The sequence below is a fragment of the Streptomyces syringium genome, from assembly GCF_017876625.1.
In the GTDB taxonomy this organism is placed as follows: Bacteria; Actinomycetota; Actinomycetes; order Streptomycetales; family Streptomycetaceae; genus Streptomyces; species Streptomyces syringius.
Window position 1 is genome coordinate 6,832,888 of record NZ_JAGIOH010000001.1, and the last position, 18,046, is coordinate 6,850,933.

Here is an 18,046-nt window from a genome sequence, read left to right on the forward strand (position 1 = left end):
CGACCCGCACCGACCCGCACCGACCCGAGCGACCGTCCGGCTCAGCCGGCCGGCCCCGGCCCGGGACACGCACCCGTGAGCCCGGCCCCGTAGCGCGCACCCGAGACCGCATTCGTGACCCCAGTCGTGACCGCATTCGAGGACGAGGAGCTGACCATGGCCGCATCCGACAAGCGCGATCCTCTGCCGGAGAAGCTTCCCTGGCAGTGGGAGGAGCACGAGTGGCGGGGGCACGTCGAGCGGGTCCGCGCGGGGCGGAGCCTGAAGCCCGACGTCTGGCCGCAGGGCGCGAAGGCCGCCGTCGCCCTCTCGTTCGACCCCGACCACGAGTCGATACCGCTGCGGGACGGCGAGACCCGGCCGGGCAAGCTGTCGCAGGGCGAGTTCGGTGCCCGCGTGGGCATCCCGAGGATCCTGGCGCTGCTGGAGAGGCGCTCCCTTCCCGCCACGTTCTTCATGCCCGCGGTGTGCGCCCTGCTCCGCCCCGACGAGGCGCGGGGCTACACCGAGCGGGGACACGAGGTGGGCATCCACGGCTGGATCCACGAACGCAACATGGAACTGGACCCCAAGAACGAGCGCGACCTGATGTTCCGCTGCGCCGACACCCTGGAGCGGCTCAGCGGACAGCGCCCGGTCGGAATCCGTACCCCCTCGTGGGACTTCAGCGACGCGACATTGGCGATCAGCCGGGAACTCGGTCTGCTGTACGACTCCTCGCTGATGGCCGACGACGACCCGTACGAGATCGTTGCCGACGGGGAGCCGACGGGCATGGTGGAACTCCCGCCGGAGTGGATCCGCGACGACGCGATCTACTTCCCGATGGACCGGTACACCGCTCTGCGGCCGTATGCGATGCCGCGTCACGTGGTGGGCATCTGGCGGGACGAGTTCGACGCCGCGTACGCCGAGGGCGGGCTGTTCCAGATGACCATGCACCCGCATGTGATCGGCCACCGCTCCCGCATGGTGGTGCTGGAGGAATTGCTGGAGCACATCGCCGGTCACGAGGGCATCTGGTACGCGACGCACGCGGAAGTCGCCGCGTATGTGAAGAGCCGGTCGGAGACGGATCCGCAGTCGGAGGCCAGTTCGTAGGTACGCGGGTTCCCGTGCTCGAAGGAAAGTCCGGTATCGAATTCGACGGCACCGAAAAAACAGATCGGTGCCGTCCGCGGTGAAGTAACCCCGGAACGCGCTCTATCGAGCAAGCGGTTGCTTTGCTAAAGTGTCCGTCGGGTATTCTTCCGAGCGCAGCGGGGAGTCGTTGAATGCACTGCAAAAGCATATGATCCACCGCCGACTCAGGCCACGAGTGCGACCGTTCCCCTGAACGGGAAAGCGAGCTGACGAGCCAGACGCCGGGGCGCTCCGACCCTTGAACGGGCGGTATCTGCGGCCGCCCCGGCCGCCGTCCTTGCCGCTGCACGCACCGTCACACCCGCTGGGCGCGACGCCGCCCACTCGGCCCGGGTGTTCTTCTCTCCCGTTCGGGTCGAATAGGGAAAATTCATGAGGACTCTACAGGCGGTCCGCGGGTTTCCACTCGCATTGCGATTGCTATTGCTCAACCAGTTTGGGGTGGACGTCGGCTTCTACCTCCTGATTCCCTTTCTGGCGGAATATCTGGGGCAGGGGCTCGGAATGTCGGCCGCCCTGGTCGGGCTGGTGCTCGGCACCCGGAACCTCAGCCAGGAGGGGCTGTTCCTCCTCGGCGGTTCGGCGGCCGACCGCATCGGCCCCCGCGCGGTGATCATCTGCGGCTGCGCCCTGCGGACCGTGGGTTTCGCCCTCTTCGCCGTCGGGGACTCACTGCCCCTGCTGCTCGGCGCGTCCGCGCTCAGCGGTCTCGCCGGGGCGATGTTCTACCCGGCGATGCGCGCCTACGTCGCGCTCGAGGCGGGGGAGCGCAAGGCCGAGGCGTTCTCGCTCCTGACCGTCTCCTCGACGGCCGCCTCGCTGGTCGGACTGCTCCTGGGCAGCCTGCTGGTCACCATCGACTTCCGGCTCTGCGCGCTCTCGGCGGCCGTGGTCTTCGCCATCCTCACGGGCGCCCAGGTGTTCCTGCTGCCGACGTACCGGGTGCCGAGCAACCGGGGCACCGTGCTGGCGGACTGGCGTGCGGTCTTCGGCGACCGCCGGTTCGTGGTGTTCGCGTTCGCCGTGACGGGCATGTTCGCGATGGAGAACCAGCTCTATCTGCTGCTCCCCGAGGGGGCGCGACAGGCGTCCGGCTGGCAGGGCGCGGCGAGCGTGCTGCTCGCCACCGGCGCGGTGGCGAGCATGCTCTTCCAGCTCCGGATCACCCGGCTGCTGGCGCGGCGCGGCGGCGGTGCGCGATGGGTGGGTGCCGGGCTCGCCGTGATAGGGCTCGGCTTCACACCACCGCTGCTGATCTGCGGTGCGGGACCACCACACGGCTTCGCCGAGTCGGCTTCCCGGATAGTCGTCATGGTCACGGGTTCGCTGCTGCTCTATCTGGGGCTCATGATCGCCCAGCCGGCGGTCATGGACCTCATCCCGAGGTTCGGGCTCGAGCGGCTGACCGGCACCTACTACGGGCTGTTCTATGTGTTCTCCGGGCTGGTGGCGACCGGCGGCAACGCCGCGGTCGGCTGGGCCATGGACGTGGCCGGGGCCACCGGGCACGCGTGGCTGCCCTGGATGTGCTGTCTGTGCTACGGGATGGTCTCCGCGTCGGCCGCGCTGTGGCTGTACCGCGCCCGGGCGCTGCCCTGCCGTCCCGTACCGGCCCCGACGGCCCTCCCCGTCGGGGCGGCCGAATCGGCGGTCCCGGGGGCGCCGGTGGGCGACGGCGTCGGGCCGTCGGCCGCGAGCCGGCTGCGGGGACCGGCCCGGCCCTTCGACGACACGGCGGACCAAAGCCCCCGGTGAGGTGATTCCCCAGGGCGGGACACACCCCCGGGCGCATTCCGGACGGATGACGGGCAGGTGACCGACGGATGACGGACCGGCAGGCGGAGCTTTCGGCCATGGTGCGCAGGGCCACTCGCGCGGCCGCCGCGGGTGCGCTGTGTCGTCAGCAGGCCCTGACGACACATCAAGGCCAGGGAATTATGCGGCTGTCATGACCCGCCCACCGATAAAGGTGGCGAGTTCGACATCTTGCAGCACGCGTCACCCGGAAATAGATTCGATGATCCGGGGGTATCGTTTCCCGGATTGCGGACCGGCGGATCCGGCAGTATCGAGGAGGAGCTTTGGCGGGCTTGGCCGACGGTCACGCGAATCCGCCGAGGGACAGTGGATCTCCGGCGCCCATCACCCCGGTTGTCGATTTGCAGCTTTCCGTGGACGGCATTCCCGGAACGTTGTGGCTGAAATTGGAATCGCATAATCCGCACGGTTCCATCAAAGGGCGCACCGCGCTCGCCCTGTGGCAGGACGTCGAGAGCCGGGTGGACCCCGAAATCGGCATCGTCGAGTCCACCTCGGGCAATCTCGGCCTCGCCCTCGCGGCCGTCGCGGCGGCGCACGGCGTGCCGTTCACGGCCGTCGTGGACCCCCGCAGCAGCGCATCGGTCGTGGATGCCGTACGCGCGCTCGGGGGACGTGTGGTCACCGTCGACAAGCCGGACGGCGCGGGCGGCTATCTGCTCAGCCGGATCGCGTACATACGCGAGCGGCTGCGCGTCCAGCCCCGCCTGGTCTGGCCCAATCAGTACGTCAATCCGGCCAACCCCCGCGCCCACACCCTGGGGACGGCCCCCGAGCTGTGGGCGCAGACCGGCGGGCGGCCCGCGACCGTCCTGGTGGCGGTGTCCACCGGGGGCACCCTGGCGGGCTTCCGCGACTACGTGACCGCCTGCCGGCCCCAGTGGGAGCTGATCGGCGTGGACGTCGTCGGCTCGGCCGCCCTCGGCGGGGTCTCCGGACGGCGGGTGCTGTCGGGCATCGGTGCGAGCCGGCCGTCCACCTTCCTGCCCGACGGCTACCGCCCCGCCCTGTGGATCACCCCGCAGGAGGCGGTGAGCGCCTGCCTGTGGCTGTCGGAGAGCACCGGCATGGGTGTGGGCGGGAGTTCGGGGGCGCTGATCGCGGCGGCGCTCAAGCTGCTGCGCGCCTCACCCCGGCGCGACAGCGTGGCCTGTCTGTGCCCGGACGGCGCCGACCGCTACTTCGACACCGTCTTCTCCGCCCACTGGCGCGAGCGGAAGGGGCTGGAGCCGGTGGACGTCGCCCGGGGGGTGGAGATCCTGGCCACCCGCGACCACGCCCCGCCCGTCCCACCACCACCGCGGTCCCCACGAGAGGAGTCGACGCCGTGAGCGCGGCGGATGCCAAACGCGAATGGTACGACCGGGCCGGGGTGCGGTCCGGGCCGCGCCGCCGGCTGGGCGGCGAACTGGCGACCGGCCGGCTCTTCTTCCCGCCCGGCCTGGTCCCCTACTGGGAGCACCCACGGGTGCGCGCCCTGTCCGAACGCCGTCGCGCGGAGCTGCTCGCCCGCCACCTCTTCCAATACCTCGGCTTCACCGCCCAGTTCGAGACCCGGGTCGTCAACCGGGCCACGGAACGCATCGCGGGAGGCCGCAGCGGGGTCGATACGGGCACCCCGGTCCGGCTCGATGCCTACCGCATCTATGTGGACGAGGGCTATCACTCCCTCTACAGCCTCGACATCATCGACCAGATCTCCGCCGCGTCCCGCATACCCCCGGCCCCCTATGACTTCGCGCCCTTCCTCAGCCGGCTCGACCACGTCGGCGAGCAGGCCCTGCCGGACGAGCCCGTGCTCGCCCAACTGCTCCAGGTCGTCGTCTTCGAAATGCTGATCACGGCGATCCTCAACGACGTGCCGAAGGACCCCCGGGTGCTCACCGTCGTCCGGGACGTCGTCCGTGACCACGCGCGGGACGAGGGCTGGCACCACGTCTTCTTCTCCCGGTTCTTCCGCGAGCTGTGGGCCCAGCAGCCCGCCGCCGTGCGCGGACGCGTCGCCCGCTGTCTGCCCGAGCTGATCCGCTCCAGCCTGCTGCCGGACCTGCGTCCGGTACGGGCCTCACTGGCCGCCGCCGGACTGGCACCGGCGGTCGTGGAGGAGGTCGTCCACGATTCCTATCCGGCGGACCGGGTGAACGCGGGCATCAGGTCCGCCGCCCGGCACGCGATACGGCTGTTCGAGGAAGTGGGCGTGCTGAGCGTGCCCGGCGGCCGGACGGCCTTCGAGACGGCGGAGCTGCTCCACGACTGAAGCCGAACCGTGCCGACCCACAAAAGGCCCACACCGACCCCCTGCCCCTCCATGCCGAGAGCGACCGAGTCGTAACGGAAGTTGACGAAACAGCGCGGCGACCGCACCGGTCGGACCGTGCCCTGTCGAGAGGCGACGGATGACGGAAGATCTGCTCTTTCTGGACCGGAGCGCGGTACTGGCCTGCATGACGGACGTCGACCCCTGCGCGGTCGTCGAACGGGTGCTGCGGCGGCAGGCCGAGGGGCGCACCACGCTGCCGCCCGAGGGCTACCTCCCGTGGACCAACGGCGAAGGAGCGTACTGCCGCTCCCTCGCCATGCTCGGCGCGGTGGAGCGGGACGACGGTCCGCCCGTGCTGGGGGTGAAGCTGATCAACGCGGCCACCAGCAACCCGGGGCACGGCCGGGAGCGGGCCGGCGGGGTGGGCATGGTCTTCGACCCCGAGACCGCGCGCCCCCTGATGCTGGCCGAGGCGGGGTGGCTCAGCGCCGCCCGCACCGCCGCGTACACCATGGTGAGCCTCACCCACCTCGGGCCCAGCCGCTGGGACGCGATGACCGTCATCGGCTGCGGCACCCTGGCCCGCGCGCACATCGACCTCCTCGCCCGTACGTTTCCGCACGTCGGATCCGTCCATCTGCACGACACGGCGGCGTCGCGTGCCGAAGCCCTGGCGCAGTGGACGCGCGAGCACCACCCACGGCTCAAGGTCCACGTCCAGGACCGCGCGCGGGCGGCCGTGGGCGCGGCGCCCGTCGTCGTGACCACGACCACCACCGACCGCGGCTACCTGCCCGCGGGGTGGCTCGTCCCGGGCACGTTCGTCGCCCACGTCTCCCTGGACGACCTCCTGCCGGACGTCTTCCTCACCGCACAGGGCCTGTTCGTGGACGACGTGGACCTCGTGGCCGACAACCCGCGCCGGATCCTCGGCAGGATGCTGCGCGACGGTCACGTCGTCGCGCGGGCCGAGGCCGATGTGCGGGGCGGGGCCCGGGCCCTGGACGGCACGCTCGGCCAGGTGCTCATCGGCGAGCGGCCCGCGATCCGCCCGACCACGGGCCATGTGATCAGCAACCCGTTCGGCATGTCCGTGCTGGACGTCGGTCTGCTGGGGGAGATCCACCGCGTGGCCGTGGAACGGGGCTACGGGCAGGTGCTGACCCTTTACTGACGGCCCGTAAGGCTCCGCCGTACCCCCGGCTTCCCCCGCTTCCCTCTCCACCCGTCTCCATCCGTTGATCCGTCTCCGACGAGCGAGGTTCCATGGGCGACACCCACGACCGGCAGGGCCCCGGGCACGCGCGGGGCCTGTTCTCGCTGGCCGAGCTGCCACCAGAGCTGATCACGAGTCTGACCGGGCGGTCGGTCGAGCTGTTCCGCGACCGCCACGCCCACGACCGCCCGCTGGACGGCCAGGCGGTCGGCGTGCTGTTCACCAAGACCTCGACCCGCACCCGTACCGCCTTCACCGTCGGTGCCATCCGGCTGGGCGCCACCCCGGTCACCTTCGGGCCGGGCGATCTGCAGCTGAACACCGGGGAATCGGTGGGGGACACCGGCCGGGTGCTGGGCTCGATGCTCGACGCGCTGGTGGCCCGCACCGCCGGCCCCCTCGACGAGCTGCGCGAGCTGTCACGGGAGGGCCGGCTGCCGGTCGTCAACGCCATGGCGGCCCAGGAGCACCCGAGCCAGGGCGTGACCGACCTCGCGACGCTCGCGCTGACCTTCGGCGACCTCGCGGGGATCCGCGTGCTGTACGTCGGCGAGGGCAACAACACGGCGGTCGCGCTCGCCCACGGGCTCGCGGCCGTGCCCCGTGCCCGGCTCACCCTCGCCACCCCCACCGGGTACGGCCTGCCCGAGGACGAACTGGCGGCGGCGGTACGACGGGCCGACGGCGCGGGCGCCCGGGTCCGGCAGATCCACGACCTCGCCCTCGCCCCCGACGAGGTGGACGTCGTCTACACCACCCGCTGGCAGACCACGGGCACCGCCAAGCCCGACGCGTCCTGGCGGGAGACCTTCCGCCCCTTCCACGTCGACGAGAAGCTGCTGGGCCGCTGGCCCCAGGCGTCGTTCATGCACGACCTGCCCGCGCACCGGGGCGACGAGGTCGCGGGAGACGTCCTCGACGGCCCCCGGTCCCTGGCCTGGACGCAGGCGGCGATGAAGCTGTCCGGTGCGATGGCGATCCTCGAGTGGGCGGCAGGCCCGCACGGCTGACCGCACCCACCTCGCCCCCGCTCCCCGCCCGCACCCTCCCGGATCGAGGTCCCATGCCGAACGTCTCCCGTGTCCATGACTACAAGCACCTCCTGGCCGACGACTTCGTCCCGCCCACCTCCCCGCAGGTGTTCTTCGAGCCCGCCGACACCGAGATCGGCGTGTGGGTGGCCCACGACCTCATCACCGAGGGCTGTTCCGTGCTGGACCTGGGCTCGGGCAGCGGGGCGGCCGCGGCCGCGATGGCCCGCGCCGGGGCGGCGCGGGTCCACGGCGTCGACGCGGGAGCGGAGACGGTCGCCTGGGCGACCGAGCACTACGCCTCGCGCGACGGCGGCCGGGTCACCATCGCCCGGGGCGACTTCTCCGAGCTGTCCACCGGCGAACTGCTGGCCACCGCGCCCGCTCCGCTGCCCCGGCCGCTGGTCGTCACCAGCAACCCGCCCTACGTTCCGCTCGCCGCACACGCCGATGACCGGCGCCGGTCCATCGGCGGTGGCACGGACGGGCTCAAATGGGCCCCGGCCATCATCGGACACGGCCGCGCGCTCGGCGCCGACCTGGGCTTCACCATCGGCAGTTACTCCACCCCGCGCAAGGCGGTCCGGCTGCTGGAAGCGGCCGGATACCGCGTCGAATCCGTCACGCTGTGCCCGCTGCCCCTGGGGGAGTTCACCCTGAGCCACATGGACCAGGTGCTGGCCCTGGAGGAGCAGGGCGAAGCCGTGCTGTGGCGGACGGGGCTCGAGCCGCCCGCCTATTTCATCGTCGGCCTGGCCTGCCGGTGGGCGGGGGCGGACGCGGCCCGGGCACCCGGCCGGCTCACCGCGGACGGGCTGCTGGAACTGCTGCGGACCGCGGCCCGCTCGCGCACCTCCCGGCTGGAGACCCTGGACGGGCCCCGCCCGGAGGGCCGGCCGCAACGGCTGCGGGTCCTGGACCTGCCGCCGGCCGCCGTACGTCACCACTGGTGAGGCGGGCACGGACCGACGGGGACGAGCACAGCCGTGCCGAAGAGGAAACGAGCGCGAGAGGAAACGAGCACGAGAGAAAGGCGGAGAGCCCGTCGTGAACGCACCACGTCCCATACCCGTCTCACCGGTCAGTGTCACCGCCCACGCGGTGCTGCACAGCGCCGATTTCATCCACGCCCAGCTGAGAGCCACCCGCCGTGACCGCGTGGTCCTGCACGCCGGAGTGCAGATCAACGGCGCCCCCCACCTGGGGACCAACATCATGCAGACCGCCGCGTTCCAGCTCGCCGCGGCAGCGCAGGAACGTTTCGGCGTCGAGCCGTGCCTGCGGTTCGGCGCCCTCGACAACTCTCCCTGCGAGAGCCGTGTGTGTCCCGAGACGGGCTCGGTCTACGAACGCTCGTTCCGCCACGCGCTCGGGGAGTTCCGGGTCCGGGAGCTGGTGCGGCTCTACTACGGCGCCCTCTTCGACGAACTGTCCGCCGCCACGGGCGTGCCGTACGAAGTCGAGACCTATACGCGCCAGCAGTCACAGGCCGCGTTCCGCGAGGAGTTCCTGGCCTCGCTGGGCCTCATGGACACCCTGCGGTGGATACTCGCACCCTCCACCGGCATGGTGCCGGTGAGCTTTCCCTGCCCACGCTGCGGCTGGTCGCAGAAGCACGGCGAGGACACCGAACTGCTGTCGGCCGACGCCGGCGAGGCCCGGTTCGCGGCGGTCTGCCTCGACCACGGGAAGTACCAGGTGGACGTCACCCCCGACACGGACACCTACATAGGCCTGACGACCCTGCACCGCAATCTGGTCAAGGAGCGCGTCGCGGCCCGCGATCCCCACGCCCTCCCGGTGATCGTCAAAGGCGCGGACTGGGCGTCGGGCTGCCGGCTCCTGGACGAGGCGTTCCTGTGCTACCCCGGCGCCGTCCCGCCGGCACGCCTCTTCACGCCGGTGGTGCTCTCCGACTCCGGGGCGAAGCTGTCCAAGACGCTCCTGCGTGAGGGCACGGCCGATCTGTCGGCGGAGACCGAGCCGTGGATGCTCGACGCCACGGCCTGGAGGGGAACGATGGCGGAGTACGCGCACACCCTCCTCGGGCTCGGTGCCCTCATGCTCGCCGAGCCCCGGCACTTCGAACGCGGTTACACCACGCGGGAGGTGGCCCGGCTCATCGCCCCGGGCTTCGGCCCTGCCGCGGGATCGGCGTGACCTCGCGGTTGGCCAGATACCCCGGACGCGGCCTGGGCGCCGCGTAGGGGATGCCGAGGGGATTCTCGACGCTGTTGTAGACCACGAAGAGATTGGTGCGCGGGAAGGGCGAGGTGTTGCCGCTGGAGGCGTGCAGACAGTTGCAGTCGAACATGACGGCCGAGCCCGGGGCGCCGGTGAACTGCCGGATGCCGTGCCGCTCGGCCAGTGCCGTCACCCCGGCCCGGTCCGCGGACCCGGCCGGCAGGTTCTTCCCCAGGAGCGAGAGCTTGTGGTAGTCGTCGGGCGTCTCGCCGACGGACGGCACGAAGGTCCGGTGCGATCCGGGGATGATCATCAGCGGTCCGTTGTACGGCATGTTCTCGGTGAGGGCGATCGACATGCTGAGGGCCCGGGGCGCGGGCATCCCGTCCTCCGAGTGCCAGGTCTCGAAGTCGGAGTGCCAGCCGAACCGTGAACCGTCGAAGGCCGCCTTGTAGTTCACCCGGCTCTGGTGGAGGTAGACCTCGGAGCCGAGGATCTGCCGGGCGATGCCCGCCAGGGCGTCCGAGTGGACGACGGCGGCGAACACCTCGGACAGCGCGTGGACCTCGAAGACCGAGCGGATCTCCTCCGAGTCGGGCTCCAGCACCACCCGCTCGGTGCCGCGCAGCGCTCTGTCGCTTCCTATGCGACGTATCTCCTCGGCGCACGCGGCCACTTGATCGGGCGTCAGCAGGGCCTCGAAGGCGAGGAAGCCGTCCCGGTCGTACGCGGCCAGCTCGTCCGCCCGCAACGGACCGGCCCCACCCGGTGCGCCGCCCCAGACGACGGGGTGGCTCCGGGGGACGGGCACCGACTCGGTCACATAACGCGTGGGATACGGGTCGGGCACCGAACCGGAAGGACCAGGAGGACGAGGAGGGCCAGAAGGACCGGCAGAGCCGGTCGAGGGTACGGATGAGGACATCGCCGAATCTCCTTGGGCCTCGGGGATACCGGGACGGACCCTTGCCACAGCCTCGGGTCGAATTCCGCTGGATGGCTGCCCGGGGCCGGGAAACCGAAACCTCGCCCCTGTTCCGGCGCGCTTTACCCGGCGGGTTTTCGGACATGGTCCGCGGGGGACCGGAAACGGAGCCCGGGCCGGCGCTGCTGGCGGCCCCGGTGGGCGAGCCACTTGGCGAATGTGCTGAGCGCCAGGCACATGCCGATGTATATCGGCCCGACCACGAGCAGGACGGGTATGTAGGGATAGCCCGCGGGGGTCGCCGTGTTCTGTGCCAGGAGTTTCCCCGCGTAGAGGAGTTCCTCGTACGTGATGATGAATCCCAGCGAGGTGTCCTTCAGCGTCACCACGATCTGGCCGACGATGCTGGGCAGCATGGCCCGTACCGCCTGCGGCAGCACGACCGTCGTGGTGACTTGCGTCTTGCGCATGCCCAGGGCGTACGCCGCCTCGGTCTGCCCGCGGGGCACCGCGCGGGCCCCGGCACGCAGGATCTCCGCCTGCACCGAGCCGTTGTACAGGGCGATCCCGATGACCAGCGCCCAGAGCGTGGGGCTCGCGAAGTTGTCCGCGAGCCAGACACCGGTCTGTCCCAGGTGTTCCCGCAGGAAGCGTGCGACGGCCGCGACCCATGAACGCAGCCAGCCCATGTTGTACAGCGCGAAGATCATGATGAGCAGCGGCATCGCGCGGAAGAACTCCACCAGCGCGGTGGCCGGCCAGCGCAGCACACGGTGCCGGGACAGCCGGCCCGTGGCCAGCACCACACCGAACAGCAGGGAGAACACCACCGCCAGTGCGAACGCCTTGAGGGTGTCCAGGGCCCCGATCAGGATCCGCCGCTGTACGCCCTGGTAGGTGAACGCCTCCCACATGGCCCAGGTGAACTGGCCCGCGCCGTGCAGCCGCGCGATCACATAGCCGGCCACGGCGGCGATGCCCACGACCGCCAGCACGCTGCATATCCGGTTGCGACGGCGGCCGCGCGGCCCCGGAGCCTCGAAGAGGATCGACTCACCGGAGGTCACCGGACCACCGCCAGCCGGTGTTCGAGCAGCCGGAAGACCCCGCTGATCATCATGATCAGTGCGAGATAGGCGAGGGCGACCCACAGGAAGACGGTGAGGATGGCGTAGCCCTCCTCGGCGAGGGTCTTCTCCACGCTGAACAGCTCGTACACGCTGAAGCCGCCCGCCAGTGCCGAGTTCTTGGTCAGGGTGATCAGCAGGCTGCCGACCGGCGGGACCACGGCCCGCCCGGCCTGGGGCAGCACGATCAGCAGGGTGGTCTGGGCGAAGGACATGCCGAGACTGCGGGCCGCCTCCGCCTGTCCCACGTCGACGGTGTTGATGCCCGATCTGAGGGCCTCGCAGACGAACGCGGCGGTGTAGCCGCCCAGGGTCAGCACGGCGAGCGTGAAGTAGCTGAGCCCGGACAGGCCGAGCATCGGCAGACCGAGGGTGACGCCGAAGAACAGCAGGGTGAGCGGGGTGTTGCACAGCACGGTCACCCCGGCGGCGCCGATGGCGCGCAGCGGTGGGAGGGGACAGACCCGGAAGACGGTCAGCACGGTGCCCAGGACCAGGGCGAGCAGGGTGCTCAGGCCGGTGAGCGCCACGGTGCCGACGAACCCCCTGCGGAAGAGGTCGAGGTTGTCCAGCAGTACGTGCACGTTCGCCTCCGTGGCCTCGTGGGCGGGCAGCGGGCCGCCTGGTGAGCGTCGTCAGTACCGGATCACCTCCGGCGGCTTCGGGGCACGCGCTCCTGAGAGGCCGAGCGTGGCGTCGTAGGCCCGCTGCCAGTCGCCGTTGTCCCGGTGGCGTTCCAGCGCGTCGTTGACGGCGCCGCGCAGGGCCTTGTCGCCCTTGGCGAGCCCGACGCCGTAGGGCTCCTGCGAGAAGGGCCGGCCGACGACCCGCAGCCGTCCGCCGTTCTGCGCCGCGTAGCCCTTCAGGATCGTGTCGTCGGCGGTCACGGCGTCGGCCTCGCCGCTGATCAGGTCCTGGACGCACTGGGCATAGCTGTCGTGCGAGCTGACCTCGGCGCCGTACTCCGGCTTCTCGATGCGCTGGAAGGGCGTGGAGCCGGTGACCGAACAGACCCGCTTGCCCTTGAGGTCGCCAGGGCCCTTGATGTCCCGGTTCCCTTGCTTGACCAGCAGGTCCTGTCCCGCGACGTAGTACGGCCCGGCGAAGGAGACGTGCTTCTTGCGTTCGTCGTTGATGGTGTACGCGGCGACGTAGAAATCGACGTCGCCCTTGGAGATGGCCGTCTCCCGGCCCTGCGGCGGGACGGTCTTCCAGGAGATCCGGCCGGGCCCGAAGCCCAGGTCCGCGGCGACCATCCGCGCGATCTCGACGTCGAATCCGAAGCGCCGCCCGGTGACGGGGTCCTCGAACCCCAGGAAGGGGTGGTCCGATTTCACCCCGATGACGATCCGGCGGGCGGCCTCGGCGCGTGTGAGGGTGGGCGAGCCCTCGACCGTGACGCTCCGGTTCACCGGATAGGCCGAAGGGGTGATCCCGTTCTCCCCGGCGCCCATCATCGCGGCGACGCTGCCCGGCGGTACGCCGCCCCGGCCGCAGGACACCACGGCGGCGAGCGTGAGCAGCACGGTGACGGTGGCCAGGGCGGGGGCGCTCCTCGATCTCGTTCCGCTCCTCAAGGGCTGCTCCTCAGGTACCTGCGCGTGGCCGGGTGCGAGAGCGGTGCAAGGGACCTGCGCGAGGACCGATCAGTGGCGCGGCAACGGTCGTCGACATGCCGGCGCCGACGTGACAACACGGGGTGGCGCAACAAGAGGATGAGCAGGAAAAGCGATGATCAGTGGATCACTCAAGACGAAATAAAGCATACCGGCGGGGCGGTGTTCCGCTACCCCGCAGTGCAGCAGGGGACACCGGTTCGGGTGATCGGTCCCGGGCCGGAATTGACGCCCGGCCGGCGTGCCCGGGCACGGACGGGGTAGGGCCCTGTCGTGGTCCCGGGACCGGTACGCGTTGCGCGGCCGGGCGGGGCACCGCAAGGTCGAGGCATCGAGCATGAGGAAGGACATCCATGCCCATCGCAACGGTGAACCCCGCCAACGGCGAGACGCTCAAGACGTTCGACCCGCTGGGGGCCGAGGAGATCGAGCGACGGCTGGCCACCGCGGCCGCGACGTTCCGCACCTACCGCACGACGGACTTCGCCGAACGGGCGCGGCTGCTGAACCACGCGGCGGACCTCCTGGAGGGCGACCAGGACGACATCGCCCGCACCATGACCACCGAGATGGGCAAGCCGCTCGCCGCCGCCCGCGCGGAGGCCGCCAAGTGCGCGAAGGCCATGCGCTGGTACGCCGGAAACGCCGAGGAACTGCTGGCCGACGAGCACCCCGCCGACGCCGAGGTGAAGGACTCCGGCGCCTCCCACGCCCGCGTCCACTACCGGCCGCTGGGCGTGATCCTCGCCGTCATGCCGTGGAACTTCCCGCTGTGGCAGGTCGTGCGCTTCGCCGCCCCTGCCCTGATGGCGGGCAACGTGGGCCTGCTCAAACACGCCTCCAACGTGCCGCAGACCGCGCTCTACCTGGAGGACCTCTTCCGCCGCGCCGGATACCCCGAGGGCTGCTTCCAGACGCTGCTCGTGGGGTCCGGTGCCGTCGAAGGCATCCTGCGCGACCCCAGGGTCGCCGCCGCGACGCTCACCGGCAGCGAGCCGGCGGGCCGCTCGGTCGCGGCGATCGCCGGCGACGAGATCAAGAGGACCGTGCTCGAACTGGGCGGCAGCGACCCGTTCGTGGTGATGCCCTCGGCCGACGTGGACCGGGCCGCCCGCACCGCCGTCACGGCCCGCGTGCAGAACAACGGCCAGTCGTGCATCGCCGCCAAGCGCTTCATCGTTCACACGGACGTCTACGACGCGTTCGCCGCGCGCTTCGCCGCCCGCATGGCGGAACTGACCATCGGCGACCCGATGGCCGACTCCACCGACGTCGGCCCGCTCGCCAGCGAACAAGGGCGCGCCGACCTGGAGGAACTGGTCGACGACGCCCTGCGCCGGGGCGCCACCGCGCTGTGCGGCGGAGCCAGGCCGAAGTCCCCCGGGCCGCTGGCGAACGGCTGGTTCTACGAGCCGACGATCCTCGCCGACATCACCCCCGAGATGCGCATCCACCGGGAGGAGACCTTCGGTCCGGTGGCCACGCTGTACCGGGTGCGGGACCTGGACGAGGCGGTGCACCTCGCCAACGACACCCCGTTCGGACTGAGTTCGAACGTGTGGACCCGTGACGAGGAGGAACAGCGCCGCTTCGTCCGCGACATGGAGGCCGGTGGCGTCTTCTTCAACGGCATGACGGCCTCCCACCCGGCGCTCCCCTTCGGCGGAGTGAAGCGCTCCGGCTATGGCCGGGAGCTGTCGGGGCACGGCATCCGCGAATTCTGCAACGTCACGACGGTGTGGCACGGCAAGGAGCCGGAGGCGGGATAGCGGCAGGTCCGGGTGACCTCCCTTTTCGCTCCCCTTCGTGGTGACCGCGTAGGGTACGTGCGCCATGCGCCACCGGGAAGGACACCGCACCATGCCGCGCTCCACCGACCGCCGTCCGCCGGCGCCGCGCCGGACCCGGGACGGGTTCGCCGACGCCCTGTGGGCGCTGGACGGCGCGTCGTACGGCCGCTACAAGTCCCTCGTCGGCCGCTGGGCCATGGACGGGTTCGATCTGGAGATCGTCCGTGGCCAGGCCGACCCGTACGCGCCTCCCGCGCGCGTTGCCCTGCACGTCCCCGCGGCCGTCGCCGGGTTCCCCGCCGACCTGTGGCGCACGCCCGTACGCCGCCGGGCCCTCGCGAGCTTTCTCGCCCGGCGGGCGGCCGAGGAGACCGGGGAGGGCACCCGGGTGGACGCGGGCGGCCAGGAGATCCTCGACCGCGGCTCCTGCCAGGTGGTACCGCCCGGTCCGACGGCACTGGAAGGCGAACCCGGATCCGTCGTCCTCCGGCTGAACGTCCCGCTCCCCGGCCGCGGCCGCCGGATCGACGCGCGCGCCGCCGAGCACGTCCTGTGCCGGCGGCTGCCCCGGCTGGTCGACCGGGCCCTGCGCTACCCGGCGGTCGACGCCGAGGCGCTCACCCGCTTCGCCGACACGGCCGAGGACTCACACGCGCTCCGCGAGGCACTGCCCGGGCTCGGGCTCGTCGCGTTCGTCGCCGACGGCGCGGTCCTGCCCCGGCGCAGCGGCGTGGACGACCGCCCGCTGACCGGCCCGGCGGCGGTCCCGTTCCGCTCCCCGGAGGAGCTGCGGGTCACCGTCGACCTTCCGCACGCGGGCCGGGTGACCGGCATGGGCGTGCCCGAGGGCGTCACGCTGATCGTCGGGGGCGGCTTCCACGGCAAGTCGACGCTGCTGCGCGCGCTGGAGACCGGCATCTGGGACGACGTCCCGGGCGACGGCCGGGAACGGGTGGTCTCCCGCTCCGACACCGTCAAGATCCGCGCCGAGGACGGCCGCCGGATCGAGGGCGTGGACCTCCACGCCTTCGTCGACCACCTGCCGAGCGGGGACGACACGGCGGACTTCCGCACCGACAACGCCTCCGGTTCCACCTCCCAGGCCGCGGCGATCGTCGAGTCCGTCGAGGCCGGTGCCAAGGTGCTGCTCATCGACGAGGACACCGCCGCCACCAACCTGATGATCCGTGACGCGCGCATGCAGGCCCTGGTCGCCAAGGACCGCGAGCCCCTCACCCCGTTCGTCGACCTGGTCCGCTCCCTCCACCGGGACCAGGGGGTCTCGACGGTGCTCGTGATGGGCGGCTCCGGCGACTACATGGAGGTGGCGGACCGGGTGGTCATGATGGACGCCTACCGGCCGTCCGACGTCACGGCCCGCGCGAAGGAACTCGCCGCGGTACCCACCGGGCGCCGGGCGGAGGCCGACACCTGCCCCGGCACCGTCCACCGCCGCCCCGACCCCGCCTCCGTCGACAGCTCCGCGCGCGGCCGGCCCCGGATCCAGGCCCGGGGGAGGGACGGGCTGGTCTTCGGGGAGGAGACCGTGGACCTGCGCGCGGTGGCGCACCTGGCCGACGCGTCCCAGGTGGCCGGCGTGGGACTGGCCCTGGAGGCCATGGTCCGCCGGGGGCACCTCGGCGGCGGACGCACCCTCGCCGAGGCACTCGACCTGCTCGACCGCGACCTCGCGGACGGAGCCGAGTGCCTCCTGGCCGTACGGGACGAGGACTTCGCGCTGCCGCGCCGCTTCGAGGTCGCGGCGGCGCTGAACCGGCTGCGCACGCTGTCGGTGACCCACTGACCCACTGACCCACTGACCCACTGACCCACTGACCCACTGACCGACGTGCTCCGGGCGGGTCTTCGGCCGGTCGGTCAGCGTCCCCAGCGAAGCCCGGCCGTCTGGACCGGCGCGTCCCACAGCCGCAGCATCTCGTCGTCGACCTGACACAGCGTCACCGAGGCCCCGGCCATGTCGAGGGAGGTCACGTAATTGCCGACGAGCGTCCGCGCGACCGGCACGCCCCGCTCCCGCAGCACCCGGTGCACCTCCGCGTTGAAGCCGTACAGCTCCAGCAGCGGCGTCGCGCCCATGCCGTTGACCAGCACCAGCACCGGACCGCTCGGCCGCAGGTCGGACAGCACCGCGTCCACGGCGAAGTCCGCGATCTCGCCCGACGTCATCATCGCCCGACGCTCGCGCCCCGGCTCACCGTGGATACCGACCCCCAACTCCAGCTCACCGGCCGGGAGATCGAAGGTGGGGCCGCCCTTGGCGGGCGTCGTACAGGAGGCCAGGGCGACACCGAAGCTGCGGGACGACTCGTTCACCCGGCGGGCGATCGCCTCCACCCGCTCCAACGGCGCGCCCTCCTCGGCCGCCGCCCCCGCGATCTTCTCCACGAAGACCGTGGCACCGGTGCCACGGCGGCCCGCCGTGTAGAGGCTGTCGGTCACCGCGACATCGTCGTTGACGAGCACGCTGGCGACCTGGATGCCCTCGTCCTCGGCGAGCTCGGCGGCCATGTTGAAGTTCAGGACGTCGCCCGTGTAGTTCTTCACGATGAACAGCACGCCCTTGCCGCTGTCCACGGCCGCCGCCGCCCGCACCATCTGATCGGGCACGGGCGAGGTGAACACCTCCCCGGGACACGCCGCGTCGAGCATCCCGTACCCCACGAAGCCCCCGTGCAACGGCTCGTGCCCCGAACCGCCACCGGACACCAGCGCCACCTTGCCCGCGACGGGCGCGTCACGCCGGACGACGACCCGCCGTTCCACATCGACCGCCAGCTCGGGATGGGCCGCGGCCATCCCGCGCAGGGCGTCGGCGACGACGGTCTCCGCCACGTTGATGAGCATTTTCACGGGAGTCTCCTGCGGTATCAGGCGGTGAGGTCGCTGACCTGGATCCACCCAGGGTACTGAGGCCC

The 18,046-nt window shown here is 71.5% G+C and carries 15 protein-coding genes; 10 read left to right on the forward strand and 5 right to left on the reverse strand.

What is annotated here, in order from left to right; genetic code table 11:
* The first annotated feature begins 156 nt into the window (after positions 1–156).
* The 8 genes from JO379_RS29980 (at position 157) to JO379_RS30015 (ending at position 9,628) form a co-directional block, all read left to right on the forward strand.
* On the forward strand, positions 157–1,101 hold the full coding sequence (locus JO379_RS29980; protein ID WP_209518965.1) for a polysaccharide deacetylase family protein: 945 nt from the start codon (positions 157–159) through the stop codon (positions 1,099–1,101).
* 414 nt (positions 1,102–1,515) lie between these two features.
* Positions 1,516–2,898, forward strand: a complete 1,383-nt coding sequence (locus JO379_RS29985) for an MFS transporter (RefSeq protein WP_130881056.1) — start codon at positions 1,516–1,518, stop codon at positions 2,896–2,898.
* A gap of 335 nt (positions 2,899–3,233) precedes the next feature.
* Positions 3,234–4,292, forward strand: a complete 1,059-nt coding sequence (locus JO379_RS29990) for a pyridoxal-phosphate dependent enzyme (RefSeq protein WP_281066624.1) — start codon at positions 3,234–3,236, stop codon at positions 4,290–4,292.
* Complete coding sequence (locus JO379_RS29995; protein WP_165451661.1) at positions 4,289–5,218, forward strand: diiron oxygenase; 930 nt, start codon at positions 4,289–4,291, stop codon at positions 5,216–5,218. The genes JO379_RS29990 and JO379_RS29995 overlap by 4 nt, the downstream gene beginning before the upstream one ends.
* A gap of 139 nt (positions 5,219–5,357) precedes the next feature.
* A complete protein-coding gene (locus JO379_RS30000) occupies positions 5,358–6,395 on the forward strand; it encodes an ornithine cyclodeaminase (RefSeq protein WP_130881053.1) in 1,038 nt (345 codons plus the stop codon).
* 92 nt (positions 6,396–6,487) lie between these two features.
* Positions 6,488–7,447, forward strand: a complete 960-nt coding sequence (locus JO379_RS30005) for an ornithine carbamoyltransferase (protein WP_130881052.1) — start codon at positions 6,488–6,490, stop codon at positions 7,445–7,447.
* A 53-nt stretch (positions 7,448–7,500) separates the two neighbouring features.
* Entirely contained in the window at positions 7,501–8,421 is a 921-nt protein-coding gene (locus JO379_RS30010) for a methyltransferase domain-containing protein (protein WP_130881051.1), read from the forward strand.
* 94 nt (positions 8,422–8,515) lie between these two features.
* Positions 8,516–9,628, forward strand: coding sequence for a hypothetical protein (locus JO379_RS30015; protein ID WP_209517867.1), 1,113 nt, complete (start codon positions 8,516–8,518; stop codon positions 9,626–9,628).
* On the opposite strand, the gene thpD is transcribed toward JO379_RS30015, so the two are convergent.
* The 4 genes from thpD to JO379_RS30035 all read right to left on the reverse strand — a co-directional run bounded on the left by thpD (position 9,588) and on the right by JO379_RS30035 (position 13,281).
* The gene (gene thpD / locus JO379_RS30020; protein WP_307842184.1) at positions 9,588–10,475 is read right to left on the reverse strand and encodes an ectoine hydroxylase; all 888 of its coding nucleotides are present in this window, start codon (positions 10,473–10,475) and stop codon (positions 9,588–9,590) included. The two genes, JO379_RS30015 and thpD, sit on opposite strands and share 41 nt — an antisense overlap.
* Before the next feature lie 224 nt (positions 10,476–10,699).
* Positions 10,700–11,644: an amino acid ABC transporter permease gene (locus JO379_RS30025; RefSeq protein WP_209517871.1), complete on the reverse strand. Its 945-nt coding sequence runs from the start codon at positions 11,642–11,644 to the stop codon at positions 10,700–10,702.
* A complete protein-coding gene (locus JO379_RS30030) occupies positions 11,641–12,288 on the reverse strand; it encodes an amino acid ABC transporter permease (protein WP_130881047.1) in 648 nt (215 codons plus the stop codon). The genes JO379_RS30025 and JO379_RS30030 overlap by 4 nt, the downstream gene beginning before the upstream one ends.
* A gap of 51 nt (positions 12,289–12,339) precedes the next feature.
* Entirely contained in the window at positions 12,340–13,281 is a 942-nt protein-coding gene (locus JO379_RS30035) for a glutamate ABC transporter substrate-binding protein (protein WP_242626380.1), read from the reverse strand.
* 392 nt (positions 13,282–13,673) lie between these two features.
* On the opposite strand from JO379_RS30035, the gene JO379_RS30040 reads away from it, so the two are divergent.
* Together JO379_RS30040 and JO379_RS30045 are read left to right on the forward strand one after the other, a co-directional pair.
* Positions 13,674–15,089, forward strand: a complete 1,416-nt coding sequence (locus JO379_RS30040; RefSeq protein ID WP_130881046.1) for an NADP-dependent succinic semialdehyde dehydrogenase — start codon at positions 13,674–13,676, stop codon at positions 15,087–15,089.
* 91 nt (positions 15,090–15,180) lie between these two features.
* The gene (locus JO379_RS30045) at positions 15,181–16,914 is read left to right on the forward strand and encodes an ABC-ATPase domain-containing protein (RefSeq protein ID WP_242626379.1); all 1,734 of its coding nucleotides are present in this window, start codon (positions 15,181–15,183) and stop codon (positions 16,912–16,914) included.
* A gap of 74 nt (positions 16,915–16,988) precedes the next feature.
* Here JO379_RS30045 and dhaK read toward each other — a convergent pair whose 3' ends face one another.
* Entirely contained in the window at positions 16,989–17,981 is a 993-nt protein-coding gene (gene dhaK, locus JO379_RS30050; protein ID WP_130881044.1) for a dihydroxyacetone kinase subunit DhaK, read from the reverse strand.
* Between the last annotated feature and the right edge of the window lie 65 nt (positions 17,982–18,046).